This is a genomic window from Acinetobacter sp. ANC_7635 (genome assembly GCF_056779945.1).
Map to the genome: position 1 here is coordinate 1 of NZ_JBWYIS010000002.1, position 24,370 is coordinate 24,370.

Consider the following 24,370-nt stretch of genomic DNA (forward strand, 5'->3'; position numbering starts at 1 on the left):
ATGTATAGAATGAGATGGCAGGGGCGGCTGGATTCGAACCAACGGATGGCGAGATCAAAACCCGCTGCCTTACCACTTGGCGACGCCCCTATCATTTAAACGATGATTTGATTCAATGGTGATTGTTCTAAACTATTCACTAAGTAAGCTTTACAGGGTGAATGAGCAAGAATGTCATCAATGTTCATTTCAGTCGTTACTTCAGTAAAAACACAAGCACCTGTACCTGTAAGTTTTGCAACACCGAACTGATCTAAATATTGCATTGCTTCATCGACTTCAGCATATAGACTTCTTGCCAGAGGTTCAAAGTTATTTCTGAAATCAGATGGCTTTATCTGATAGGCGCAAAATTTAGAGGTCTTCGTGTCTCTTGTCAACGATTTTTGTGAAAAAAGCAGTTGAGTGCTGATAAAACAGTCAGGTTTTAACACAATGTATTGTTTTTGATCTAAGTCTATGAATGTTAAGTGTTCACCAATACCTTCTGCCCATGCATTACGACCATGGATGAAGATGGGAACATCAGCACCCAGTTGTACACCAATTTCTGCTAATTGATCACGATTTAAGCCACATTGCCAAAGTTGATTCATGATTAATAACGCGGTAGCCGCATTTGAAGAGCCACCACCGAGTCCTGCACCCATCGGTATATTTTTTTCGATGTTGACATGAATGCCTAATTTTTCACTTTTGGCATAGGGTTTCAGCATCATCATTGCACGATAAATCAAATTTTGTTCAAGACTTACTTCTGATAGGCCTGAAATGGAGATAGATTGGTTAGAGATTGGAGTAAATTCCATCCAATCACAAAGATCTATCAACTGAAAAATAGTTTGCAACTCATGGTAACCATTTTCACGGCGCCCCGTAATGTGTAAAAACAAATTCAGTTTTGCAGGGGAGGGTACACGAATCATAAATAATCAAACTTAACGATTTTGAATTACCATTGTAATACGATTTTCAGTTCCATCTTCAAGTTGTTGCTTTAAAATCAAACGGTTTGGTTGTGTAGATTGACCGTTGTAAGATAATTGAATATGCCAACCTTGTTCTTTAATTTCACTGATTCGCATCGATTCGTCTTTTTGAATTTCAGCTTCTTCAGTCGCTTGCTTAGCTTGTACCCAATCGACTAAATAAGTAATTGGTGCTTCCCAACCTGTTGCACGAAACAATAACTCTTCAGGTGAGTTGGCTGTAATTTCACCAGTTTTGGCACTGTTCAGTGTCACTTGACCAGGTTGACCTGAGATTTGAGTTTTACCGACTCCAAGAATTCCGCTTAACTCGATATCAAACTGTTCATCTTGCTGTTGCCAAGTAAAAAAAGCACTGCCTGATTGCTTGGGGGTTTTGACGCCAATTTTACCCTGAAGATTAAATTGATTTGATTGTTCAAGGTTTTGCGTTGTTGGCGGTGATGGTTGAGTTTGAATTGCTTGACAGCCAGTTAACCCAAGAAGCGCACTACTTGTGGCAATCAGCAATAATGATTTTAAATTTAAGATCATACAGTATTAACTCTTTTTGATATTTTGTGGCAACAATAAACTATCGAGTTGATCCAATTGAGGATGATTTGGATGATTTTTATGGAGTTGATGTAACACTTGGCTAAATTCTTCCAGTGAACCCAGCATATAAAGCGATTTAGCATATCGAATGCCGATATTTGGACTTTGGCTGAGTTGATATGCTTTCGCAAGTACACGGGTGGAAGTGTCGAAATCGTTTTGAAGAAAGCAGATATAGCCTAAGGTATCTAAGATAGATGCTTGTTCTGGGGCATTGTCTAAAGCTTGTTCGGCATATTGTCTCGCCTCATCTAAACGACGATTTTGCAACGCCAGAGTATATGCATACGCATTCAGATATGTTGGACTATTGGGTTCGATCGTGAGTAATTTTTTAAGCAATTCATCTAATTGATCGCGATCCGTAAATGGATCAAGTAATAAGACTTGAGAATATAAAATTTCAGGGTCATCAGTTAAATTTTTAGCCGCTTCTTTGAGTAAGCCCAAGGCAGCTTTGTTATTGCCCATTTTTTTGAGTATTTCAGCTTGTGCTTGATATAAGAAACTCGCATGTTGGGGGTAATTCACCCGTTCCTGAGTCAGAAAGCGCAGCGCATCACTTAAGCGATTTTGTTTGTCATAGATTGAAATTAGATTTCGTCTAGAAACCATATATAAATTACCATCTACAAGTCGATAATAAGCTTTAGCTGTTTCAAAATGTTGTTTTCGTTCAGCATTTAATGCCAAATAAAAATAAGCATCATTTTGATACTGTCCAGATGCACGTAGTTCGACCAAATACTGTTCAGCAAGCTCATATTCTTTGAGATCAATTGATGTTAGACCAGCGATAAAAAGAGCTTCTTCCGAATCAGGCCATTTTTTTATGATGCGTTTTAATTTGCTTAACGCCTGTTCATTTTTATTCAGTTTAATTAAGTAGCGGATTTCAGCCAGACTGAGCTCTAAATTATTACGATTTTTACGAGCACTTTTTTCAAACCATTTTAGCGTCTCTTCTTCGTCGCCTAAAGCCATGAGTAAGTTTGCTTTCAGTAAGATAAACCCTGTTGATTTGGGGCGTTTTTTTAATGCTTTATTTAAAGTAATTAAGGCATTTTCGATTTCATTATTTTGTGCTTGTAAACTCGCAATCAAAACGAGAATTGAAGGATTGTTACGCGTTTTACTATTACGCAAAGTGTTTAATAAATATGCTCGATCCTCAGGGGATTCCGGAGAAATTCCTTCAAGAATTTGTTCTAAATCTGATTCAGGATCTAAATTTAAAATATCATCGAGCACATCAGCAGCAAGTTCATATTCGTGTGACTTTAATGCGATATGCGCAAGATAGAATTTTGCAGGTACATCTTTGGGTTCTTGCACGACCCAATGGGTTGCAATATCTAAAGCGGCTTGTAAGTCGTTTTGTTCGAGTGCGACGTTAAGTGCACGTTGTTTTAAAGCTGTTGAACTGGTTTGGATTGCAAGTACGGTATAGTTGTGTAAAGCAGTCGGTGTGTCATGTGCAGCTAAAGCAAATTCTGCAACCATAGCCTGTTGTAAAACTTTATGATTTAAATTGGCATGGTAAAATTCTCCAGATGCTCTAATATGAGCACTGTAAGTCATGCTACTCACTAACAAGAGTGTGGTAGAATACTGTCGAATTGTCATGCCGGTTGTGCGGCTCATTGTTTGACGCAATTTTTTTATCCAAGTACTGCTTTTTATGACACCGTTATTGCACAATAGCATAAATTTAGCCAATTGATGATCTGATATGTCTTTCTTTGCATTGGGTGTCAACCATCAAACAGCCTCAGTTGAATTACGAGAGCAAGTTGCTTTTAACCCTGAAAAGTTAAAACTATTGTTGGCTGAACAAAGTCACCATGACCAGCTGAACGATATGGTTGTGGTGTCAACCTGTAATCGTACTGAAGTCTACGCCATCGCTGATAATGCGGAGATGGTATTAGATTGGCTCGCTCAAAAAAATGGCATTGATGTAAAACAATTACAAAATCATATTTACCGTTATGAAAATACAGATGCTGTGACACATTTGATGCGTGTTGCATCAGGATTAGATTCACTCATGCTTGGAGAGCCTCAGATTATGGGGCAAGTGAAGTCTGCACTTAATTTAGCAAAAGAGTCTGAAGTTGTTTCACAAAATTTAAATCGTATTTTTGAATATGCATTTTATGCTGCTAAGAAAGTGCGTTCAGAAACAGCGGTCGGTAGTCATGCTGTATCCATGGGGTATGCGGTAGCACAGTTAGCACTACAAGTTTTTAGTAAGCCTGAACAATTAACCGTTATGGTGGTTGCAGCAGGTGAAATGAATAGCTTGGTTGCAAAGCACTTAGCTGAAATGGGCGTTGCTAAAATTTTAATTTGTAACCGTGGTCAGGAACGGGCGGAACTTTTAGCGCAAGAAATATCACATCGTGTTGCGGTAGAAATTATTCCTTTTGTTGATTTAGCTCAAAATTTACATCGCGCTGATGTGATTTCAAGTTGTACAGGAAGTTTACATCAGGTCATTTCCTATCAAGATGTTAAGTCAGCACTAAAAAAACGTCGTTACCGTCAAATGTTGATGGTGGATTTGGCTGTTCCTCGCGATATTGAATCTAAGGCTGAAAGTTTGGATGGTGTTTACCTTTATGGGGTGGACGATCTTCAAGGTGTTATTGATGAAAACTTAGCGCAGCGACGCCAAGCCGCTGTTGAAGCTGAAGTGATGGTCAATCAACTAGCAACACAATTGGTGACTCAGCAGAAAGTTTCACAAGCTGGAGCGACAATTAGTGAGTATCGTGCTCATGGAGATAAAGTTAAAGCATTTGAATTAGAGCATGCATTAGATCGTTTAGCCTCTGGCGATGATGCAGCCATTGTCATGCAGGAAATGGCGCATCGTTTGACGCAAAAGCTATTACATCCTACATCCATCTTACTCAGAGAAGTCGCTAAAGATGAAAATCCTGATGTCTATGAAACGATTAAAGAACATTTAGAAGATATTTTTAGTGCTCAGCGAAAACTAAAAAAATAAAAGCGGTCACTGACCGCTTTTATTTATTCATGTAGTAAGCGTAGTCCAATTTTTTTGGTTAGCTCATTCAGTTGTTGTCTTAAGTTTTTAGACTCATTTAATGATTTTGCTGCTTTAAATTTGATTCTCAGATATTTTTCTTGGAGTGAAAGTGAGTATTCTGAGGCAAGTTTATCAGCCATTTCAGGGGCTTCAGTGAGTGTTTGAATATTAGTACGTTTTAAAATCTCAGAGAGTTCATGATGAAATGGGCTACATGCACCCAAAATATAATAACTCGCCAACTCTTGGTCATCTGGCAGATCATCAAAAATGACATTAAAAATTTTTAATACTTTTGCAAGCAATTCATCTTCAGGAATCACTGCGCGTAATACTTCAAAATGAATATAAAGAAAAGGATGGTACATTAACATTGCCACTGCGAAATCTTCATCTCGTGTGCGAATATTAAATGATAATGAAGCGTCAAGACTCACTTGAGGCTGCCACTTTTTATTGAATCCTAATTTTTCTTTGAAATATTGACGAATCAAATAGCGATACGAACCTTGCTTAGGCATCAGATTGGTGAGTTGATTTAGCTCAGCCATGACCTGACTTTTACCTTCAGGTGTATTGATTTGATATTGTTGACTGAGAAGTGAAAAAGCAAACTCTGATAAGAGTGGTGATTGTTGCCAAAGTCGATTGAAAGTTTCAACACCGTCCTTACGAACTAATGAGTCAGGATCATGCTCCGCAGGTAGAATAAAAAATTTCAGTTCACGACCATCATTTAAGAGGGGAAGTGCAATTTCTAAAGTGCGTCGAGCAGCTTTTTGACCAGCCGAATCACCATCAAAAGCAATAGTTAACTGATTGTTTTGTTTAAATAATAGATTCAAGTGATCAGCATTGCTCGCCGTCCCCAAGGTGGCAACTGCGCCAGGAATGCCAGCTTGCTGTAATGCGATGACATCCATGTAACCTTCAACCATTAACCAATGATTGGCTTTGAGCTTACGACCTTCATATAAGCCATAGAGTAGTTGGTTTTTATGGAAAACTTCAGAGTCTGGAGAGTTGATGTATTTGGGTTTGATCTCGTCATTCAATGCTCGTCCACCAAATCCGACAACGCGACCTTTTGCATCACGTATAGGAAAAATGACACGTTCTCGTAGTAGATCAAAATCACGACCAGAATCACTGGTTCTGATCAATCCGAGTAGTTTTAATCCTTCAATATCTTGCGGAAATGCTTTTTCAAGATGTTGCCAATCTTCTGGGGCATAACCTAATCGCCAATACTTAATCGTGGTATCACTTAGTCCGCGTCGCTGAAAATACTGTTGCGCAATTTGGCTATTTGGAAGTTGTTTTTCATAAAATAAAGCAACATTTTCAAGAAGATCGTATAAATTACCTTCAGGTGCGACCTCAACTGAATTCAAGTTATCTGTATTAAGTTGATACTCATCGAATTCATAGTTTTGAAATGCTTCAAAAGGATCTACATCAAAAGCTGAAGTAGGCGGAGAAATGATTTCTGCTGCATCTGCTTCAATGGGTGCCTGCGGTTGCTTTTCTTGGTAAGGTTTAATAGGTTCTCTCTTGTATGAGAGTTTTTTATTGTCTTGATTGTCTTTAGGTAATTCGATACCGGTTTGGCTTGCCAGGTCTTTAATCACCTCGATGAAATTGCGATTATCAATATCCATCATAAAGCGAATTGCATTTCCATTGGCTTGGCAACCGAAACAGTGGAAATATTGCTTATCACGGTAGACGTGAAAAGAAGGTGTTTTCTCTTGATGAAAAGGACAACAGCCTGAATAGGTACGACCTGACTTTTTTAATTTCACACGTTGGCCAATAAGATCGACGATGTCAGTTCGATCTAAAATTTGATCAATCGTATGTTGTGGAATTGCCATAATTAAAAAGCCAAAAGAATGAGGAATAAAGTGATTGAATTAAGTCTATCCTAAACACTTAAGACGATAAATAAAGCCATGCAATAAAAAAGGTGGGTAATCCCACCTTTTTTGATTCATAAGAATGGATTATTGACGCTGTGGGTCGTACATACTTTCATTTGCTGGCGCACTTTCCACATTGTGATCTTTATTACCAAGCAAGCCAAAGCTTAAGCGATTCAATAAACTGGGTTGTGTATTGGTGTTGTCAGATTGCTCTGCTGATACTTCTGCTGTTGTTTGACTGCGTGCTTCACGACCTAAAATACCTAAGGTTGCACGATTTAACCAACTTCCATCTTTACGTGCTGCGCGTAAATCGACCTCACCATTAGACTTCACAAGATGAGGGTAGTTTAGCTTTAGCACTTCAACGTATTGTTGAGATGTTGCCTTGTCACCGAGTTTATCGTATCCGTAAGCAATCGTTGCAAGCGCTTCTGGTACTTGAGGTGTTTGAGGGAAATGTTCCACAACCCATTGTCCACGCTCAACTGCTGCAAGCCAAGCTTTACGCTTTAAGTTAAAGCGAGCCGCATTCATTTCACTTTCAGCAAGTTCTTGACCAATAAACTTCATGCGCTGAGCAGCATCTACAGCATACTGACTACTTGGGAAACGACGAATGAAATCAACAAAATTTTGATATGCAACTTTCAAATAGCTGACATCACGATGAGCCTGTTGGAGTGATGTGTAGCGGATGAGACCATCATAGTTTTGCTCCATATTCGCCACACCACGAACATAGTAAGCATAATCAACATTAGGATGTTGAGGGTTTAACCGAATAAAACGGTCTGCTAGAGCAATAACAGCTTCATAGTCTTTTTGTTGAAAACGAGCATATAAAAGATCGAGTTGAGCTTGTTGAGTATATTGACCTGTAGGGTAATAAGTTTCAATTGCTTCTAATGATTGTGCTGCATCGCTATATTGACCACGATCTAATGCTTTTTGTGCTTTATCGAAATAAGATTGTTCGGTTGATTTAGGTCCAGTATCCACAACATCCTTCTTGGGATTACTGCTACAGCCCACAAATGTTGCTGCTAAGCCTAGCGATAAAGCAAGCATTGTAACTTTATAACGTGGTAGCGACATAAAAATTCCTCTGTTTATACGGGCAATAGGCTACAATTGCACTATTAAACCACTTTTGTCCGAATGAGCAAATGACTTCAGCACAAACTTCTAATTCTAATTTCCCAGAAATCGACATCAATTTACTTGAAGACTCTGAGGATGCAGATAACCATACTTCAGCCCCAACTGCAACACGTTTATCGTTGCAATTTCAAGTGGATGAGAGTTCTCTTGGTCAGCGAATAGATCAAGTTGCAGCACTCGCTTGGAACGAATTTTCGCGTGAAAAATTGAAACAATGGTTGAAGGATGGTCATTTGTTGGTAAATGGTCAAGTTGTGAAACCAAAATATAAAAGTGAAGGGAATGAGCTACTCACGCTTGATGTAGAGCTTGAAGCCCAAGTCACCAGTCAACCTGAAAATATCCCTTTAGATATTATTTATGAAGATGATGACATCTTAGTCATTAACAAGCCAGTGGGGATGGTTGTACATCCTGGCGCAGGAAACCCGAATGGTACTTTGGTTAATGCACTTTTATATCATTTTCCTAAATCAGCAGAATTATCTCGAGCTGGTCTAGTACACCGTATCGATAAAGATACTAGTGGTCTCTTGGTTGTAGCTAAAAATTTAGAAGCTCAATTTTCCTTAAGTAAACAGTTAGCGAAAAAATCAGTTTATCGAATTTATGATTTAATTTGTTATGGCAATATTATTGCAGGCGGTAAAATTGATGAGCCGATTAAACGTCATCCTGTAGATCGTGTAAAAATGGCGATCTTACCAGGTGGTCGTGATGCCGTGACTCACTATAATGTGAAAGAAAGATTCCAAAATTTCACACGTGTTCAAGCACAATTAGAAACTGGACGTACTCATCAGATTCGTGTGCATTTCACTTATATTGGTTTCCCTTTGGTCGGTGATCCAGTTTATGTCAGTCGTGTCAAAGTACCTGCAGGTGCTTCGGAAAAACTTGCTACTCATTTACGAGAGTTTAGACGTCAAGCACTTCATGCATCAAAATTGGGGTTAGTACATCCACGGACAGGTGAAGAAATGATGTTTGAAGCACCATGGCCTGAAGATTTCACAGCATTACTTGAGACTCTTCGTACGGAAAATAAGGCTTACTAAATTAAAGGAAAGTTTACATGCAAATTGTGCAAGGTTTGCCCAAAGGTGTCGTGGTAGGACAAACAGAATTGAGTCACCCTCACGCACTGAAAACACCACAGACTGATTTAGAAGGTTTTAACTTGGCGTTGCATGTAAATGATCAACCAGAACGTGTTCATCGGCATAGAATGAGCTTGTTAAATGACTTTTCAGTCTATGGGGTGAATCGATTAACTTGGATGAACCAAACGCACAGTACAATCTGTCACGTTGTAAATGATGACATGAGCTTACACGCCCTAAATGGCGATGGTTTAGTGACACAGCAAAAACAACATGCATTAATGATGATGACGGCAGATTGTTTACCGGTGGTTCTCGGTAACAAAGATGGTACTGAAGTCGCTAATTTGCATGCAGGTTGGCGAGGATTGGCAAATGGCATTATTGAAAATACAGTCAATGCCATGAGCACTCAACCCTCTTGGGCGTGGTTAGGTGCGGCAATTAGTCAGCCATGCTTTGAAGTGGGTGAAGAAGTAATGCACACATTCTGCGATAGGATTCCAGAATTAAGTTCAGCATTTCAAAAGGGAGATCTAGAGGGTAAGTATTACGGAGATCTCTATGCGATTGCTCGCCATATATTGAAAAGTTTAGGGGTGGAACAGGTTCTTGGAGGTGAGCGATGTAGCTACACGGAGGATCAAACATATTATTCTCATCGCCGTAATTCAAAAACCGGCCGCATGGCGACATTTGTCTTCATGGAGTGAAAAGAATTTATTTAGTTTCAATCAGATCGTTTGGGTATTTAAATGATGACTTTCTTAAAGCTCATCATCTTTACTTATGTTTGAGATTTTATTTAATCACTTCGATCTGTTGTATATTTAAATGAAAGATTTAAATAAAAATACATTAATTTACAAGTTGCTAAGTTGATATAAGTGATTCATTACTAGACCATTTTTTTTGAAATATGAATTATTTAAATACAAAAAATGTTAGATCAATCACAATTTGATAGTAAAAATTTATATAATAGTGAATATTACATTGTCTTTTTGTTAGACAAGACATAAAAATAAAAAATTGTGGAGACAATGATGATCTTAATAGGATTCGCGAAATCAAGAAATTTTTGTATTCCTGTCATCTATGGATTGACTTCAATAACATTAGCGTATGCTGCTCCAATGCAAGAACTGACTGACGCTGAACTTTCACATGTTGAAGGTAAAGCACTCATGAGCTTAAGCTATATTTCACCTGCAGATTCCGTCAATAAGAATTCTGGTCAAAATATTGGATTTTATAAAATGGGAATGGAAGCCCAATTAGATTTAAATGCTAACATCAAAAGATTGCAACTTGGATGCGGTGGAGTAAATGGTGCAAACGGTTGTGATATTGATATCGATAACTTAAGTTTGTCAGGGGTTGCAGAAACTCGTGAAGGACGAGTCCAATCAAGTGCCCAACTAACCAATCCATTTTTAGAGTTTGCTATAAAAAACCCAGATTCAGCTTCCACACGTGAAATGGTTGGTGTTCGTTTAAGTGCAGAAAAAGTACTAGGATTATTAACGCTTGGTAGTGAGAACTCTGAAAAACCAAATGGTATCAATAGTTTAAGTGGCTATCTGAAGATTAGGGACGCTGTTGGAACTGCGACAACAGCAGCTCGTTCTGGTGTAAATTTTAACAATCTTGGAGAATTAGTTTACGGAAAAGCAAAGAGTACAATAGGTTTCGTAAGTGCAGACTTTACGTCTAATGATTATGCTTTAAATTTAGCTGAGGGAAGCGGCTCTTTAAAAATTAATGGCCAAACTATTAGTGGTAACAGAATGTCAAATGTCTATTTAACAGGTGTTGCTCGAATAGATAACATTGCATTGTCAGGTAAAATTTCTGCAAATGCTAAACTCTGGGGGCTTGTGCCTATACCACTATCTGGTGACATTACGGGTAATGTTTCAAACCTAAATGTAGATGTTAAAGTTTCAGAGAACCTTGGATATATTCACCGCTTACCTTTGAGTAATCCATTTTCTCTATCGGTGCAAAAACAAGATATACATTGGACTGGAGCGAGTGTTGCTGCTCAGACAGGTTGGTGGCTTTCAATCGAGGACCCAATTGATATAGGTAATGTTACTCCGAGTCAAAAAGTGGTTGTGACAGATGCAGTGATTAAACAAGTTGTACCGCTAATTAGTAATTATTTACAGGCTAATCCAATCGAATGTGGTTTTTTAGCAACAAGTTGTTTAGCAGGTAATTTTAGATTAGGTGAGGTTCCATTAACAAATTCAAGAGTGAATATGGATTTGGTAAACTTACAGTTAAAAAATCAATCCTTTGCCCCAAACTGTTATGGAAGTTTAAAATTCTGCTAAATAATAGATATACTTGAGTTTTAAGTTTGCATTTCATCGGATAAATTGGAATATACATCACATTTTAAAAATCAATAATGTGATGTAAGTCTCTAGAAAATATTAAATTTTATTTTAATTTCTATATTTTAATTCATTTAGCAAGTTTTAAGCCTCTTTATTTTTTTCATTAATTTATAGATAGTAATGATGTTGCTTATGGATTAAGCCTGAATAAAAATAATATGGAGACTCTAATGTTGAAGAGTTTACTTGGTTCTATCAAATTGATTTTCTCAACATCATGCTTAGTGTTGATTCCTTTGTATGCAACGGCTAATAACATTCATAATGATTTAAAAATGATGAGTGATGAAGAGTTATCAGCGACAAATGGCCAAGCTTTGTTAAGTATGAGTTATATTGATCCCAATGATGGGGCAAACAATATGCGAGGTAAAGGTGTTGGCTTTTATAAGCTTGGAATGGAAGCAGATATAGAACTCAATGCAAATATTAAGCATTTACAACTTGGCTGTGGTGGTATTAATGGAGCAGGTGGATGTGACATTGATATCGAAAATCTGAGTTTGAGTGGTATGTCAGACACTAGAGAAGGTCGTGCTGGTTCTTCAGCCAAGCTAACCAATCCATTTTTAGAGTTCGCGGTAAAAAATCCAACATCTGCATCAACTCGAGAAGTTGTGGGTTTGCGTCTCAGTGCTGAAAAAGTATTAGGTTTACTGACGCTTGGTGATGAAAACTCTGACAAACCGAATGGTATTAACTCACTCAGTGGTTATTTAAAAATTAATCCCACTCAGGGTATGGGCTATACTAATGCTCGAAGTATGACTTATGCTGATACTGGTCAAACTATCGATGGAAAAGTGAATGCAAGAATTTGTTTAATTTGTATTATCGCACCTACTTTGACACTCGATTTTAAATCGAATAATTACAATTTAGCATTACAAGAAACGACGGCACCAATTCAGATTAATGGAACTACGGTCTCTGGTACTCGAATGAGTTCTGCACAATTGACAGGTGTTGCCAATATTAATCAATTGAATTTTGGTGGTAATCTCACGGCTAATATCCAAGTGCTAGGGGTAGGATTACTGAATTTGCAAAAAGAGGTCAGTGGTAACATTACGGGCTTAAAAGCCAACATTACGGTAGATCAAAATCTAGGTTTAATTCATAAAATCCCTATAAACAATCCATTCTCACTCTCTGTTCAAAATAGTGAGATCTGGTGGCCAAATGCTGATGTTGCTGCACAGCAAGGTTGGTGGATGGCATTTAATGATTCGATCAATATTGGAGATGTTACACCTGAGAAGCGTATTGATATTACAAATGATGTGTTAAAACAAGTGGTTGGACCAATCAGTGATTATATCAGTCGAAATCCTCCATCTTGTAATGCACTTGATTGTCTGTTTGGTGACAAACTTGGTGTTGGAAATGTTCATTTGCCGAATACCAATGTAAATTTTCCATTAAAAGATCTACAACTTAAAAATCAAACCTTTGCTCCAAACTGTTATGGAAGTTTAAGGTTCTGTTAATAAAAAAACCGCTCATATGAGCGTTTTTTTTATTTATGAAAAATTCTTGCTTTATCACGCTGCCAATCGCGGTCTTTTTCAGTGGCACGTTTGTCGTGTAACTGTTTACCTTTAACAAGCGCAATTTCGAGTTTGACTAAACGACCTTTCCAATAGCACGCCAAAGGTACACATGTGTAACCTTTTTGATTGATCGCCCCTTGGAGTTTCTCGAGTTCACGACGTGAAAGAAGTAGCTTACGAGTACGTGTTGCTTCGGGAACGATATGAGTTGAAGCAGAAAGAAGAGGTTGAATTTGAGCACCAAATAAATAAGCTTCATTATTTTTGAAAATAATATAGCTTTCCGTGATACTCATGCGTCCAGCGCGAAGAGATTTTACTTCCCAACCTTGTAACGCTAAACCAGCTTCAAATTTTTCCTCAATAAAATAATCGTGACGTGCACGTTTGTTGAGCGCAATAGTGCCACTATTATTTTTTTTTACTACAATCGATTTCGACATAATACAAATATTCCAAGATTAGGCCTATTTTGCCTCAAACTTGGCTTGAGGTGAAGTCATTTCACTGTCAACAAGTGTGCGTGTGAATTGAGTTTTTGTTAAACTATGCGCCTACATAATAATCTTAGAGTATAAATGGATGTCTAAAACTCGTGTCATCTATCCGGGAACATTCGATCCTATTACCAATGGTCATATTGATCTTGTCTCTCGTGCTGCAAAAATGTTTGATGAAGTTGTAGTTGCGATTGCAATTGGTCATCACAAAAATCCAGTGTTTAGTTTAGATGAGCGAGTTGCGCTTGCAAAATCATCATTAAGCCATTTAGATAACGTAGAATTTGTTGGTTTTGATGGTTTGTTGGTGAATTTTTTTCAAGAGCAAAAGGCAACAGCTGTACTCAGAGGTTTAAGAGCAGTATCTGACTTTGAATATGAGTTTCAACTTGCAAATATGAATCGTCAATTAGATTCAAATTTTGAAGCTGTATTTTTAACGCCGTCAGAGCAATACTCGTTTATTTCATCCACGTTAGTTCGTGAAATTGCACGTTTGAAAGGTGATGTGACGAAATTTGTGCCAAAAGCAGTTGTTGAGGCATTTGAACGTAAGCATCAGCAAGGTTGGTAGAGTGTCTTTAATTATTACGGATGAGTGCATCAATTGTGACGTTTGTGAGCCTGTATGTCCAAATGAAGCGATTTATATGGGTGAACTGATCTATGAAATTGATCCAAACCTATGTACTGAATGTGTTGGTCATCATGACCAACCCCAGTGTTCATTATTCTGCCCAGTAGACTGTATTCCTAAAGATTCTAATCATGTGGAATCTGAGGATGAATTGCTGGAAAAGTATAAAAAACTAATTGCTCAAAAAAGCACGAGCAATTGATCTCAAAGTTTGTTAAGATGCGCCACTTGAAGTGAGCCAGACGATCGCTGCTGTGGAGGTCTTCGTGACTAAAGCAGGGGAGGAAAGTCCGGGCTTCATCGGGCAAGGTGCCAGGTAACGCCTGGGAGGCGTAAGCCTACGGAAAGTGCAGCAGAGAGTAGACCGCCATTTTGCAACTGAACTTCGGTTTAGCCTAGAGAATGGTAAGGGTGAAAGGGTGCGGTAAGAGCGCACCGCATGACTGGTAACAGTTCATGGCATGGTAAACCCCACTTGAAGCAAGACCAAATAGGAATCCTTAAGGTATGGCCCATACTGGATTCGGGTAGGTCGCTTGAGCATATGAGTGATTGTATGCCTAGAGGAATGATCGTTCTAGACAGAACCCGGCTTATCGGCTCACTTCAACAAATTTTGATCAAACAGTGCCGATATTACTTGACGGATACATCAATCAAGTAGATAATGCGCCCACAGTTTACGGCTATGTAGCTCAGTTGGTTAGAGCACCGCACTCATAATGCGGGGGTCACAGGTTCAAGTCCCGTCATAGCCACCATTTTTATAGACCACACTCACTAGTGTGGTCTTTTTTTATGTGTGAAATCTTGAGTTTTCATTGGCACTGAATAAGCTGAGAATCTAACTTAATTTTTGGAAACTCTTGTTCAAATTGTGCTAAAACGGCTGTCTGATTTACATTTGAAAACACAATATTTTGCAAGCTTTCAATTTTTTGCTCAGACAAATAAAGCTGTGCACAATGAAGAGCAACCGCATTCTCTTTACTCACGGCAAGTTTATGATCTTCAGGAATGACATCAATATGCACGAGCTTTTGTTGAGCACGGCTTAATTGAACTAGAGTTCGTTTTTGTTGCATGGTTATAAAGTTTTGAGCATTGATCCATTGAGCGACATCCATGCGTACACCGTGATAATTCACAAATATGGGATAAATCGTTTGGCATCCGCTCACAAGGCTTAAAGAGCATATGAGAATGAAATATTGAGGATTGAGCATGATTTTGATGTCATTGAAACCTTACTATTACAATAAAATCATATAATTATGGATTAATTTTGTTCAAATAAGGTTTATTTGTATAAAGGGTGATCATTAGTGCTTTCGTATGCTTGACGATACAACGATAACTTAAGATAATGCGCACACAGTTTACGGCTATGTAGCTCAGTTGGTTAGAGCACCGCACTCATAATGCGGGGGTCACAGGTTCAAGTCCCGTCATAGCCACCATTTTTATAGACCATGCTCACCGCATGGTCTTTTTTTTATTTCTCAAAATGTTTTGAGATAATATCAAGTGTAGATTGTGCTTGATAAAAAGGCTGAATCAAACTTTGAATTAATTGTTCTAGAACGCCAAAATCATTTAACATGCTGATAAGCTGAGGTGCAAAACGATGGGCTTCGATCACTAAATCTTCTTGAGTTAGTCCAACAGCCGTGAGTAAAGCTTGTAAACTGTAATCACCAAAATATTCATAGAACTCATCAACCACTTCTAAAATGATGGACTGAATCTCAGAGGACTGGCGTAAATTTCTCCAGGTTTCATAGACCAGAATAAAAAAATCTTCGACATCAATGGCCTCAATCTGCTCAAGCTGAGCTGAAATTTTTTGAAATTGGAGATCTGACCAAATATGTTGAATGATTTCATAAAGTTCATTTTGAGGCAGTGTGATAATTTCGCCTAATTGAACCAATATTGCATTTGCAAGTTGGGATTCTAGTTTTAACTCTAATGTGTGTTGCTGATCTTGGAGAAAATTAAAAATCTTTGATTTGACCGTATTATTTTGAACTTTATTTTTTCGAAGCCTATCCAGCCAAGGTGTATATTTTTCTAAAATTTGATTTGCTAATTGAAGACTTACTGCATGCGCCTTCTCATTACTTAAAATTTGTTGTTTTAAACCATAACGTACTTGATCTAATTCAAGAATTTTATTTAGCCAAAGCCCAAAATCATGGTCAGAAATTAAATCTCCGATTAAAGCATTTGAATCCTTTAAATGAAGGTAAATACGTTGTGCAACTGCGCCAATAAACTCTAGTAAATCAGGTCCAAGATTTAATTCAAAAGCATATTTTGAAACAACAGCATGAAGTTGTTCAAGATTTACAATGTCTTTTAGTTTGATTCGATTGAACTGAGCATAAGCCTCTGAAACAAACGTGTCTAGTACAGCATTAGATTCAGCATTTAATAAATACTGTTGCGTAAACCGAATTTGCTCAAGCATAAGTGCTTGAGCAAATTGATTGAGTTGTGTCGAGTTAGACACCTGCTTTCCATCCATTTACGATTGGATAGCGGCGTTCGCGGCTAAATGCACGAGAGGATATACGTGGACCAATTGCACCCTGACGGCGCTTATATTCGTTGCGATCAACCAATCCAATGACTTTAGTCACGATATCTCGATCAAAACCTTTAGAAATAATATCTTCAAGACTCTGATCTTCTTCAATATATGCATATAAAATTGCATCAAGAACATCGTAAGGTGGTAAAGAGTCTTGATCTTTTTGATCAGGGCGCAATTCAGCAGAAGGTGGGCGAGTAATCACACGTTCAGGGATTACAGGCGTATCTTCCAAACTATTACGGTATTTTGCTAACTCAAATACAATCGTTTTATAAACATCTTTAAGTACAGCAAAACCACCGACCATATCACCGTACAGTGTGCAGTAACCAACAGATAATTCAGATTTGTTACCTGTAGATAAAACAAGATTACCAAATTTATTCGACAGGCCCATTAATAAGGTGCCGCGTGCGCGAGCTTGTAAATTTTCCTCAGTTGCATCAGCAGGAGAATTGCCGAAGAATGGGTGTAATGTCTGCATAAAGCTGTTGACGATTGGGTGAATTTCCGCAATACCAAAAGTTACTCCCATGCGTTTTGCCTGCTCAGTCGCGTCTTCAACACTGATTTGAGAGGTATATGTGTAAGGCATCATAACCGCTTGAACTTTATCTGCTCCAATAGCATCGACAGCGATTGCAAGAGTGAGCGCTGAGTCAATACCACCAGAGAGACCAAGAATGACACCAGGGAAACCTGAGCGTTGTACATAATCTCGTGTTGCTAAAACCAAAGCTTGGTAAATTTCTGCAATCGTATCTAATGCAGGTGCTTTGGTAGCGGCTTTAAAAGATTTAAGCTCTGCTTCATATTCAACATGAAAAAGGTCTTCTTTAAAGCTTGGTGCTTCAAGTACAACTTCACCATTTGCATTTACAACGAAACTTGTTCCGTCGAAAATGAGATCATCTTGCCCACCCACTTGGTTGACATAAACAAGATTGAGATTCAATTGTTTAGCTAACTCTTTAAGCGTAACAACACGGTGTTGAGGCTTTCCAACTTCGTATGGTGAGGCATTTAGCACAAGAACAGTTTCAACATTTAGTTTGGCAAGTTGTTGTACACTCTCTAGCGTCCAGACATCTTCGCAAATTAATACACCGAATTTATGTCCTAAATATTCAAATACAAGGTGTTGATGACCCTCAGCGAAATATCTCTTTTCATCAAAAACACTATAATTTGGTAAATTTTGCTTGTTATAAATACCTAATACTTGCCCATCTTTCATAACGGCTGCAGAGTTATAGCGTGCACCCGAATCAGCTTGATTAACAAAACCAAATACCATCACAATGTCTTTCACTTCAGCCAGTTTTTCGAAAGCTGATGCTGTACGTTTGCTTAGGCTTGGACGAAGTAGGAGATCCTCTGCAGGATAGCCAATGGTCGAAAGTTCAGGAAACACAATGATATTGGCATTTTGCTGTTTGGCTTCGTTAGCGAGTTCAATCATTCGTTGAACATTGGCTTCTAAATTGCCGACAAATGGAGAGAATTGAGCAAGAGAAACTTTAAAACTATTCATTTAAACCAAGTCCTATCCTATAGGTTTATATACAGCACGTGCTGATTTTATTGGAGTAATTATTCAGCTGTGTGTATGTGATATTACATAACTGCCAAATGGCTCAAATTTACATCATTAAAACATGATAAAAGATCTTATTTCTTGCACAGCAAAAACTACGATTCATATGTATTCTATCTAAAATAAAAGTAGATACTAGCTTTTGCCATTGTTTGTACATAAAAAATTAAATCGTAATGGATTTGCGACACAGTAAATCAGATGTCAAAGCTGATATGGTGTTTCTGATTCACAAATCAATAGCTTGAATAAAAAATATTCTTTTAATTTTACAATTTTTATTGATTCAAAATAATATTTGGAATCTTTTTCAAAAATATATCTCTAGCTATATCGCCTTGTTGTTCAATGTTGTAGTCATTGAAATTTTTTTTAGGGTCAAATTTATAGGCATAAGGATTATACTTTTTGAAGGAAATAAAATACGCACTTTGAAGAAAAGCGCCTTTGAGCAAAACATTTTGTCCTTGTTGGTGTTGTAAAATATGAGTCATCTCGTGAATGAAAATTCCTTGATAGATTTTATTTTCTTTCGAATAGTCAGTTTTGAAATGTTTGTTGCGAATATGCAAATAGCCCTTTGGCGCCATAAATACCGCTGAGGGTTGCCACGGTAGAAACGGATGATTCATGATTTTCACCCTGTCATAATCTATAAGATCACCAAAGACACTTTGGCTCAACGTGATTTCACCTTGGGTGAGTGATCTACATCTAAAAGCGTCAAATTTTATCCATTTTAAAATAAGTGGCATCCACAACATCATACTTATTTCTTAATCTACTTAAAGTTTATGTGACATTCAAAATATCACTATTTGGAATCATTACTTGTTAAAAATGGTGTTGACCTTTAATGATAATGAAATGGTATTTACTGATTAAAACTTAATAATTTTGTTAGACAATCTTGATGAATGAGCAATTATGCCATCTCTAAAGATTTATTATGCAAATGGCTATTTCGTCTTTTTATCTTAATTTTTTAGAAACGTCGAAGAATTCACATTATTTGAATTTATTCACTGAGATAAAAGAGAAGGTTCGCCATGTTATTAACTCAGCCACTAAAAAAAATTTCTAAATTTCTAAACGGTTCTAAATTTGATCCTGAGAATCAATCAAAAGCTATTCCAATTCGTCATATGAAATTTGATTTTGATCATCAAAAGATTGATCCAAAATTTTATTTGAATGCGGAATTAGCAAGTGCTTACTTTGCCTCACTTTCAATTTTTTTAACCTATGGTGAGGATCTCGTTATTGATACAGCACGTTATCATCGTGACTTTATTCAAGATCCATTACTGAAGCAAAGAGTGACAGCGCTGATTGGGCAAGAAGCTTTACATTCTAAACTTCATGAAGAATTAAATGACGCTTTTTTAAAGGCAGATTTGCCTGTCAAATTGTTTAGATTTCTGGCGCATCACGTTTTTGAATATGGTTTTAATCGGTTGCCTCAGCCAATGAAATTATCGCTTATGGCTGGGATTGAGCATTTTACCGCAGTGCTTGCTGAATACATGATGAATCATGAGCATATTTTCTTCGAATCTCAAGATGAGAAACAACGCGCAATTTGGATGTGGCATATGCTTGAGGAATCAGAGCATAAAGATATTGCATATGATGTGTTCCAACTTCTTTCGAGTAACTATGCTTTAAGAATAGCAGGCTTTTTCCCAGCGCTTATTACGATTTTAGTGCTGATTTCTGCTGCATCACTAGTTGTGCCATTTTATCGTAAGCCATCAAATCTAATCAGTTTAAGTTATTACAAAGATATGTACCGAAGTGTAGGTTTGATTTTTGGTCTAAAAGATGGTGTTTATGGCAGTTCGATCAAACATATTTTCGAATATCTCAAACCAGACTTCCATCCGAATGATCATGATACATCAGCGTTTTTAGAGTACTACAAAGAACGTTTATTAAATCCAGTGGATGGTATTTTAACACCATACTTTACGAAGGAATTCATGCCTGCTTTAAAGGTATAAGAATAAGGATAGTTCATGCTTTTTTTTAAGAAGAAAATTAAACCGAGCCATCAGGCTTATGCTGTGGTAACGGGTGCGGGAAGTGGTATTGGACGCAGTTTTGCATTGGAAATTGCAAAACGTGGTGGTCAAGTGGTGTGTGCTGATATTAATTTAGCTGCAGCTGAAGAAACTGTTCAGCTGATTTCTCAGACCACAGGGCAAAAAGCATTTGCTGAATCCTGCGATGTGGGAAAAAAGGAAGATGTTGAGCGAGTGGCGAATCAAGCAGAAAACCTTTTTAATCATCCTGTGACACTTGTTATTAATAATGCTGGCGTGGGGTTAGGTGGTAAGTTTGATGAGATGACACTAGAAGATTGGCAATGGTGTATGCATGTCAACTTATGGGGCGTGATTCATGGTTGCCACTTTTTTGTACCGAAGTTTAAACAACAAGGTTATGGGGCAATTATTAATGTTGCTTCAGCAGCAGGATTTACAGCTGCACCTGAAATGACAGCTTATAACGTGACGAAATCTAGTGTACTTGCATTATCTGAAACGTTATCTGCAGAACTACATCAAGATAATATCCGTGTGAATGTGCTTTGCCCAACTTTAGTACCTACTAATATTATGAAGAATGGGCGATTACCTTCCAATTACTCGGGTTTAGCGGATGATTTATTGCAGAATCATGCATTTGTCACAAGCGATCAAGTTGCACAAAAAACCTTAAACAATTTAGATAAAGGCATTCTTTATACGATTCCACAACCAGACGCGAAATTATTTTGGTTGATGAAGCGTGCTTCACCGACCTTATATACCAAAATGTTAGGTGTAGGTTATCCATGGTTTAAGCGTTTTGTAAAATAATAGAGAGATAAAAGAATGACACTCGATAACGAATTAGAGAGCAATGCAGATTTAAAAATTCAAACTGCTGATCAATCTGAAAAAGCAGAAGTAAAAGTAAAGAAAAAAAATAACGCAGATAAAGAACTTAAAGTCGAACAATCACAAAAGGTGTATGACACGATTGTTGTTGGTGCAGGTATTTCCGGTATCGCTGCGGCATATAAAATGAATCAGGCAGGATATCGCGACTACATTGTGCTGGAAAAAGCGAACCGAGTTGGTGGTACATGGCGCGATAATAATTATCCAGGATGTGGATGTGATGTTCCTTCAGCCTTATATTCTTTTTCCTTTTCGCCAAGTCACAAATGGAGTCATTTGTTTGCCAAGCAGCCAGAAATCTTAAGTTATCTTGAGGAAGTGGTTGAGAAGCATCAATTGACTGAAAAAATCCAATTTAATCATGAATTAAAAACAGCACGTTGGGATAACGAGAAGGCGCAGTGGTCGTTAGAAACTTCTCAAGGAAAGTATCTAGCAAAAACGGTAATCTTTACAACGGGACCGATTACTGAGCCATCATTTCCAAAAATTAAGGGCATAGAAAGTTTCAAGGGGGAAATGTTTCACTCTGCAAGATGGAATCATGAGTACGATCTGAAAGGTAAACGTATTGCTGTTATTGGTACAGGTGCTTCAGCGATTCAATTTATTCCTCAGGTTCAGCCATTAGCGAAAGAACTCTTTGTGTTTCAGCGTACAGCACCTTGGGTGTTGCCAAAAGCTGATATGAATTTGAATGATCAAGCGAAATCACTGATCCAGAAATTTCCCGTTATTCAATCCACTTGGCGGAGCAGTATTGCCCAAATTTTAAATGGCATTAACTTTGGTTTGCGTAATCCGAAAGTGCTGAAGCCTGTGAATTTCTTAAGCAAACAATTATTGAAGTTGCAAATTCAAGATGATGAATTAAGAAAAAAAGTCACACCAAATTTTGATATTGGCTGTAAACGTCTTTTATTTGCCAACAATTACTATCCAGCATTGCAACAAGATAATGTGAAACTAATCAATGAGGGGTTGGTTGAGATTGATGGGAATACGGTCGTTGCGGCCAATGGTGAGCGTCATGAAGTAGATGTCATCATTTGGGGTACGGGTTTTGAGGTATCGCATCCGCCAATTGGTAAACGCATTTACGATATGGATGGGAAGCTCTTAGCAGATCGCTGGAAAAATAGTTCACCAGAAGCTTATTTAGGTGCAAGTATTACCAATGTACCAAATGCATTTTTGGTGCTAGGACCAAATATTCTGGTTTATGACTCATTTATTGGTATTGCTGAAGCTCAATTAGATTATATTCTTGATGGCCTACTAAAGATCAAAAAGCAAAATATTAACAAGCTTGTGATTAAAGACGACGTTGTTAAGCGACATAATCAATTGGTTCAAAAGCATCTTAAAACCACTGTATTTAATGCAGGGGGCTGTAAGAGTTACTATTTGGATGAAAATGGTCGTAACTTTGCAGCATGGCCATGGTCTCTTGCAAAATTAAAACAGCAGTTAAGCTCATTAAATTTGGATCATTATTCACAACACTGATCAAAAAAGCCTGATTTAATCAGGCTTTTTTTTGTTTGTAGATATTCTAGATATACGAGGTTTCTATTTCATTAGGGCTGAAAACAATATTTTGTTGTTAATCAGATAATAAAAAACCACCCAAAGGGTGGTTTTTTGACTGTCGACGCAGTTCGAATTAACGAACGATATCGCGTTGAACTTCGCCAGTGTAAAGTTGACGAGGACGTCCAATCTTGTATGGGCCGCTGTGCATTTCTAACCAGTGGCTGATCCAACCAACAGTACGTGCAAGTGCGAAGATTACAGTGAACATTTCTGTTGGGATACCAATCGCTTTAAGGATGATACCTGAATAGAAGTCAACGTTTGGATAAAGGTTACGCTTGATGAAGTATTCATCAGAAAGTGCGATACGCTCCAATTCCATTGCTAAAGCTAACTGTGGATCATTGATACCTAAAGCACCAAGAACTTCATCACAAGTTTCTTTCATTACTTTAGCACGTGGATCGAAGTTTTTATAAACACGGTGACCGAAGCCCATAAGTTTAACTTCTTTAGTCTTCACTTTTTCCATGAAGCCAGCAACGTTTTCTACAGAGCCGATTTCATCAAGCATCTTAAGAACAGCTTCGTTTGCACCACCGTGAGCAGGGCCCCAAAGTGCAGAGATACCAGCAGCGATACATGCATACGGATTAGCACCAGTAGAACCAGCTAAACGTACTGTAGACGTAGAAGCATTTTGTTCATGGTCAGCATGAAGCGTGAAGATACGATCCATTGCTTTTGCAAGAATAGGGTTAACTTTGTAATCACGATCTGCTGGAGTAGCAAACATCATGTACAAGAAGTTTTCTGCATAGCTTAAGTCATTACGTGGGTAAACGAATGGTTGACCAACAGTATACTTGTAGCTCCACGCAGCAAGGGTAGGAATTTTAGCAATCAAACGGATCGCAGTAATTTCACGGTGATCAACATTTTCGATATCAAGGTTGTTGTGATAGAACGCTGATAACGCACCAACAACACCAACCATAATCGCCATAGGGTGTGCATCACGGCGGAAACCGTTATAGAAGCGGCTAACTTGATCGTGAACCATAGTGTGGTTACGAACTTTAGCGTCAAACTCTTCTTTTTGCTCAGCTGTAGGAAGCTCACCATTTAATAATAAGTAGCAAGTTTCTAAATAATCAGCTTTAGTAGCTAGTTGGTCGATTGGATAACCACGGTGTAATAGAACACCTTTATTACCATCGATAAATGTGATTTTAGACTCGCAAGACGCTGTAGCCATAAAACCAGGATCAAAAGTGAAGTGACCTGCGGCCAATACATCTTTAACGTCGATTACATCTGGGCCCAATGTGCCGCTGTAAATTGGTAATTCAATTTCTTTGCCATCAAGCTGTAATACGGCTTTTTTGCCAGTTGCTTCAGACATTCAATAGATCTCCTGTCCTGGTGAATGTTTTATCTAACCCGAAATAATCTGTTGTAATCCGTGAGTTAGACGGTTTCAAAATTTGCTCTAAGCTTAGTGAGTAGTCAAAAATTGTCAATTATACTTATGGATAAAAATGACGACCTAAAGTGACTGGTTCTAAACTCAGTTAATCAGTAGGAATTTATCTGCTTTTCACTAGCGCCGCCGTATAATAAGACAATTTCAACGGTAGTGGCATAAAAAAAAAGACAAAAACGTGCATATTTTGATGATTTAAACCAAGTAATGCTTGATTATTAATACCTTTTATCAATATGTTAAAGGTTGTGAAAAGCGATTGTTTATAGA

General features: G+C 37.8%; 21 protein-coding genes, 3 tRNA genes and 1 other RNA gene. 13 read left to right on the top strand and 12 right to left on the bottom strand.

Features of this window, described 5'->3' with window-relative positions; translation table 11 throughout:
• Positions 1-15: 15 nt before the first annotated feature.
• From AC1M89_RS03970 to AC1M89_RS03985, 4 genes are all read right to left on the bottom strand, one after another.
• Positions 16-90, bottom strand: a tRNA-Gln gene (locus AC1M89_RS03970).
• A 5-nt stretch (positions 91-95) separates the two neighbouring features.
• Positions 96-926, bottom strand: a complete 831-nt coding sequence (gene ispE / locus AC1M89_RS03975; RefSeq protein WP_035269285.1) for a 4-(cytidine 5'-diphospho)-2-C-methyl-D-erythritol kinase — start codon at positions 924-926, stop codon at positions 96-98.
• Between the two features lie 12 nt (positions 927-938).
• Positions 939-1,523 carry a lipoprotein insertase outer membrane protein LolB gene (gene lolB, locus AC1M89_RS03980; RefSeq protein WP_092766842.1) on the bottom strand — a complete coding sequence of 195 codons (585 nt, stop codon included), beginning with the start codon at positions 1,521-1,523 and terminating at the stop codon, positions 939-941.
• A gap of 6 nt (positions 1,524-1,529) precedes the next feature.
• On the bottom strand, positions 1,530-3,242 hold the full coding sequence (locus tag AC1M89_RS03985) for a tetratricopeptide repeat protein (protein WP_481595844.1): 1,713 nt from the start codon (positions 3,240-3,242) through the stop codon (positions 1,530-1,532).
• Positions 3,243-3,318: 76 nt separating this feature from the next.
• Here AC1M89_RS03985 and hemA point away from each other — a divergent pair, with 76 nt between their 5' ends.
• Positions 3,319-4,602: a glutamyl-tRNA reductase gene (hemA, locus tag AC1M89_RS03990; RefSeq protein ID WP_481597262.1), complete on the top strand. Its 1,284-nt coding sequence runs from the start codon at positions 3,319-3,321 to the stop codon at positions 4,600-4,602.
• A gap of 23 nt (positions 4,603-4,625) precedes the next feature.
• Here hemA and AC1M89_RS03995 read toward each other — a convergent pair whose 3' ends face one another.
• The gene (locus AC1M89_RS03995; protein ID WP_481613938.1) at positions 4,626-6,521 is read right to left on the bottom strand and encodes a DNA primase; all 1,896 of its coding nucleotides are present in this window, start codon (positions 6,519-6,521) and stop codon (positions 4,626-4,628) included.
• Positions 6,522-6,650: 129 nt separating this feature from the next.
• Entirely contained in the window at positions 6,651-7,667 is a 1,017-nt protein-coding gene (locus AC1M89_RS04000) for an outer membrane protein assembly factor BamD (RefSeq protein WP_180027950.1), read from the bottom strand.
• Positions 7,668-7,738: 71 nt separating this feature from the next.
• Between AC1M89_RS04000 and rluD the strand changes: the two genes are divergently transcribed.
• The 4 genes from rluD to AC1M89_RS04020 all read left to right on the top strand — a co-directional run bounded on the left by rluD (position 7,739) and on the right by AC1M89_RS04020 (position 12,734).
• A complete protein-coding gene (gene rluD / locus AC1M89_RS04005; RefSeq protein WP_035269298.1) occupies positions 7,739-8,791 on the top strand; it encodes a 23S rRNA pseudouridine(1911/1915/1917) synthase RluD in 1,053 nt (350 codons plus the stop codon).
• Positions 8,792-8,808: 17 nt separating this feature from the next.
• Positions 8,809-9,549 carry a peptidoglycan editing factor PgeF gene (gene pgeF, locus AC1M89_RS04010; protein ID WP_481597260.1) on the top strand — a complete coding sequence of 247 codons (741 nt, stop codon included), beginning with the start codon at positions 8,809-8,811 and terminating at the stop codon, positions 9,547-9,549.
• Positions 9,550-9,882: 333 nt separating this feature from the next.
• Positions 9,883-11,178 (top strand): hypothetical protein, encoded by a 1,296-nt coding sequence (locus AC1M89_RS04015; protein ID WP_481613939.1) that lies wholly within the window; start codon positions 9,883-9,885, stop codon positions 11,176-11,178.
• 236 nt (positions 11,179-11,414) lie between these two features.
• Complete coding sequence (locus tag AC1M89_RS04020) at positions 11,415-12,734, top strand: hypothetical protein (protein ID WP_481608732.1); 1,320 nt, start codon at positions 11,415-11,417, stop codon at positions 12,732-12,734.
• Positions 12,735-12,763: 29 nt separating this feature from the next.
• Here AC1M89_RS04020 and smpB read toward each other — a convergent pair whose 3' ends face one another.
• On the bottom strand, positions 12,764-13,240 hold the full coding sequence (gene smpB, locus AC1M89_RS04025; RefSeq protein WP_035269908.1) for an SsrA-binding protein SmpB: 477 nt from the start codon (positions 13,238-13,240) through the stop codon (positions 12,764-12,766).
• Between the two features lie 139 nt (positions 13,241-13,379).
• On the opposite strand from smpB, the gene coaD reads away from it, so the two are divergent.
• The 4 genes from coaD to AC1M89_RS04045 all read left to right on the top strand — a co-directional run bounded on the left by coaD (position 13,380) and on the right by AC1M89_RS04045 (position 14,695).
• Positions 13,380-13,871, top strand: coding sequence for a pantetheine-phosphate adenylyltransferase (gene coaD, locus AC1M89_RS04030; protein WP_035269911.1), 492 nt, complete (start codon positions 13,380-13,382; stop codon positions 13,869-13,871).
• Between the two features lies 1 nt (position 13,872).
• The gene (locus AC1M89_RS04035; protein WP_481593080.1) at positions 13,873-14,136 is read left to right on the top strand and encodes a YfhL family 4Fe-4S dicluster ferredoxin; all 264 of its coding nucleotides are present in this window, start codon (positions 13,873-13,875) and stop codon (positions 14,134-14,136) included.
• 28 nt (positions 14,137-14,164) lie between these two features.
• Positions 14,165-14,546, top strand: an RNA gene (rnpB, locus tag AC1M89_RS04040) — RNase P RNA component class A.
• A gap of 72 nt (positions 14,547-14,618) precedes the next feature.
• Positions 14,619-14,695 (top strand) — tRNA-Met (locus AC1M89_RS04045).
• Between the two features lie 57 nt (positions 14,696-14,752).
• Here AC1M89_RS04045 and AC1M89_RS04050 read toward each other — a convergent pair.
• A complete protein-coding gene (locus AC1M89_RS04050; RefSeq protein ID WP_228133291.1) occupies positions 14,753-15,061 on the bottom strand; it encodes a hypothetical protein in 309 nt (102 codons plus the stop codon).
• A 256-nt stretch (positions 15,062-15,317) separates the two neighbouring features.
• Here AC1M89_RS04050 and AC1M89_RS04055 point away from each other — a divergent pair.
• A tRNA-Met gene (locus AC1M89_RS04055) sits at positions 15,318-15,394 on the top strand.
• 35 nt (positions 15,395-15,429) lie between these two features.
• On the opposite strand, the gene AC1M89_RS04060 is transcribed toward AC1M89_RS04055, so the two are convergent.
• The 3 genes from AC1M89_RS04060 to AC1M89_RS04070 all read right to left on the bottom strand — a co-directional run bounded on the left by AC1M89_RS04060 (position 15,430) and on the right by AC1M89_RS04070 (position 18,897).
• Positions 15,430-16,449 (bottom strand): hypothetical protein, encoded by a 1,020-nt coding sequence (locus AC1M89_RS04060; protein WP_481597256.1) that lies wholly within the window; start codon positions 16,447-16,449, stop codon positions 15,430-15,432.
• A complete protein-coding gene (locus tag AC1M89_RS04065) occupies positions 16,442-18,067 on the bottom strand; it encodes an NAD+ synthase (protein WP_481597255.1) in 1,626 nt (541 codons plus the stop codon). The genes AC1M89_RS04060 and AC1M89_RS04065 overlap by 8 nt, the downstream gene beginning before the upstream one ends.
• A 341-nt stretch (positions 18,068-18,408) precedes the next feature.
• Positions 18,409-18,897: a hypothetical protein gene (locus AC1M89_RS04070; protein WP_092766833.1), complete on the bottom strand. Its 489-nt coding sequence runs from the start codon at positions 18,895-18,897 to the stop codon at positions 18,409-18,411.
• Between the two features lie 282 nt (positions 18,898-19,179).
• Here AC1M89_RS04070 and AC1M89_RS04075 point away from each other — a divergent pair, with 282 nt between their 5' ends.
• From AC1M89_RS04075 to AC1M89_RS04085, 3 genes are read left to right on the top strand one after another with little or no spacing between them, the layout of a single operon-like run.
• Positions 19,180-20,133 (top strand): metal-dependent hydrolase, encoded by a 954-nt coding sequence (locus AC1M89_RS04075; RefSeq protein WP_481590217.1) that lies wholly within the window; start codon positions 19,180-19,182, stop codon positions 20,131-20,133.
• 15 nt (positions 20,134-20,148) lie between these two features.
• Positions 20,149-20,994: an SDR family NAD(P)-dependent oxidoreductase gene (locus AC1M89_RS04080; RefSeq protein ID WP_180027941.1), complete on the top strand. Its 846-nt coding sequence runs from the start codon at positions 20,149-20,151 to the stop codon at positions 20,992-20,994.
• 15 nt (positions 20,995-21,009) lie between these two features.
• On the top strand, positions 21,010-22,587 hold the full coding sequence (locus AC1M89_RS04085) for a flavin-containing monooxygenase (protein WP_481594374.1): 1,578 nt from the start codon (positions 21,010-21,012) through the stop codon (positions 22,585-22,587).
• A gap of 157 nt (positions 22,588-22,744) precedes the next feature.
• Here the strand turns inward: AC1M89_RS04085 and gltA are convergent, their stop codons facing one another.
• Positions 22,745-24,019 carry a citrate synthase gene (gltA, locus tag AC1M89_RS04090; RefSeq protein ID WP_035269948.1) on the bottom strand — a complete coding sequence of 425 codons (1,275 nt, stop codon included), beginning with the start codon at positions 24,017-24,019 and terminating at the stop codon, positions 22,745-22,747.
• Positions 24,020-24,370 lie beyond the last annotated feature (351 nt).

Excerpts from the sequence above, each read along its gene's own strand:
- lolB (WP_092766842.1), bottom strand. The coding sequence starts at position 1,523 with ATGATCTTAAATTTAAAATCATTATTGCTGATTGCCACAAGTAGTGCG.
- AC1M89_RS04070 (WP_092766833.1), bottom strand. The coding sequence starts at position 18,897 with ATGATGTTGTGGATGCCACTTATTTTAAAATGGATAAAATTTGACGCT.
- pgeF (WP_481597260.1), top strand. The coding sequence starts at position 8,809 with ATGCAAATTGTGCAAGGTTTGCCCAAAGGTGTCGTGGTAGGACAAACA.
- AC1M89_RS04075 (WP_481590217.1), top strand. The coding sequence starts at position 19,180 with ATGTTATTAACTCAGCCACTAAAAAAAATTTCTAAATTTCTAAACGGT.
- gltA (WP_035269948.1), bottom strand. The coding sequence starts at position 24,019 with ATGTCTGAAGCAACTGGCAAAAAAGCCGTATTACAGCTTGATGGCAAA.
- AC1M89_RS04015 (WP_481613939.1), top strand. The coding sequence starts at position 9,883 with ATGATCTTAATAGGATTCGCGAAATCAAGAAATTTTTGTATTCCTGTC.
- smpB (WP_035269908.1), bottom strand. The coding sequence starts at position 13,240 with ATGTCGAAATCGATTGTAGTAAAAAAAAATAATAGTGGCACTATTGCG.
- AC1M89_RS04080 (WP_180027941.1), top strand. The coding sequence starts at position 20,149 with ATGCTTTTTTTTAAGAAGAAAATTAAACCGAGCCATCAGGCTTATGCT.
- ispE (WP_035269285.1), bottom strand. The coding sequence starts at position 926 with ATGATTCGTGTACCCTCCCCTGCAAAACTGAATTTGTTTTTACACATT.
- AC1M89_RS04020 (WP_481608732.1), top strand. The coding sequence starts at position 11,415 with ATGTTGAAGAGTTTACTTGGTTCTATCAAATTGATTTTCTCAACATCA.
- AC1M89_RS04085 (WP_481594374.1), top strand. The coding sequence starts at position 21,010 with ATGACACTCGATAACGAATTAGAGAGCAATGCAGATTTAAAAATTCAA.
- AC1M89_RS04050 (WP_228133291.1), bottom strand. The coding sequence starts at position 15,061 with ATGGATGTCGCTCAATGGATCAATGCTCAAAACTTTATAACCATGCAA.
- hemA (WP_481597262.1), top strand. The coding sequence starts at position 3,319 with ATGTCTTTCTTTGCATTGGGTGTCAACCATCAAACAGCCTCAGTTGAA.
- AC1M89_RS03995 (WP_481613938.1), bottom strand. The coding sequence starts at position 6,521 with ATGGCAATTCCACAACATACGATTGATCAAATTTTAGATCGAACTGAC.
- AC1M89_RS04065 (WP_481597255.1), bottom strand. The coding sequence starts at position 18,067 with ATGAATAGTTTTAAAGTTTCTCTTGCTCAATTCTCTCCATTTGTCGGC.
- rluD (WP_035269298.1), top strand. The coding sequence starts at position 7,739 with ATGACTTCAGCACAAACTTCTAATTCTAATTTCCCAGAAATCGACATC.
- AC1M89_RS04000 (WP_180027950.1), bottom strand. The coding sequence starts at position 7,667 with ATGTCGCTACCACGTTATAAAGTTACAATGCTTGCTTTATCGCTAGGC.
- coaD (WP_035269911.1), top strand. The coding sequence starts at position 13,380 with ATGTCTAAAACTCGTGTCATCTATCCGGGAACATTCGATCCTATTACC.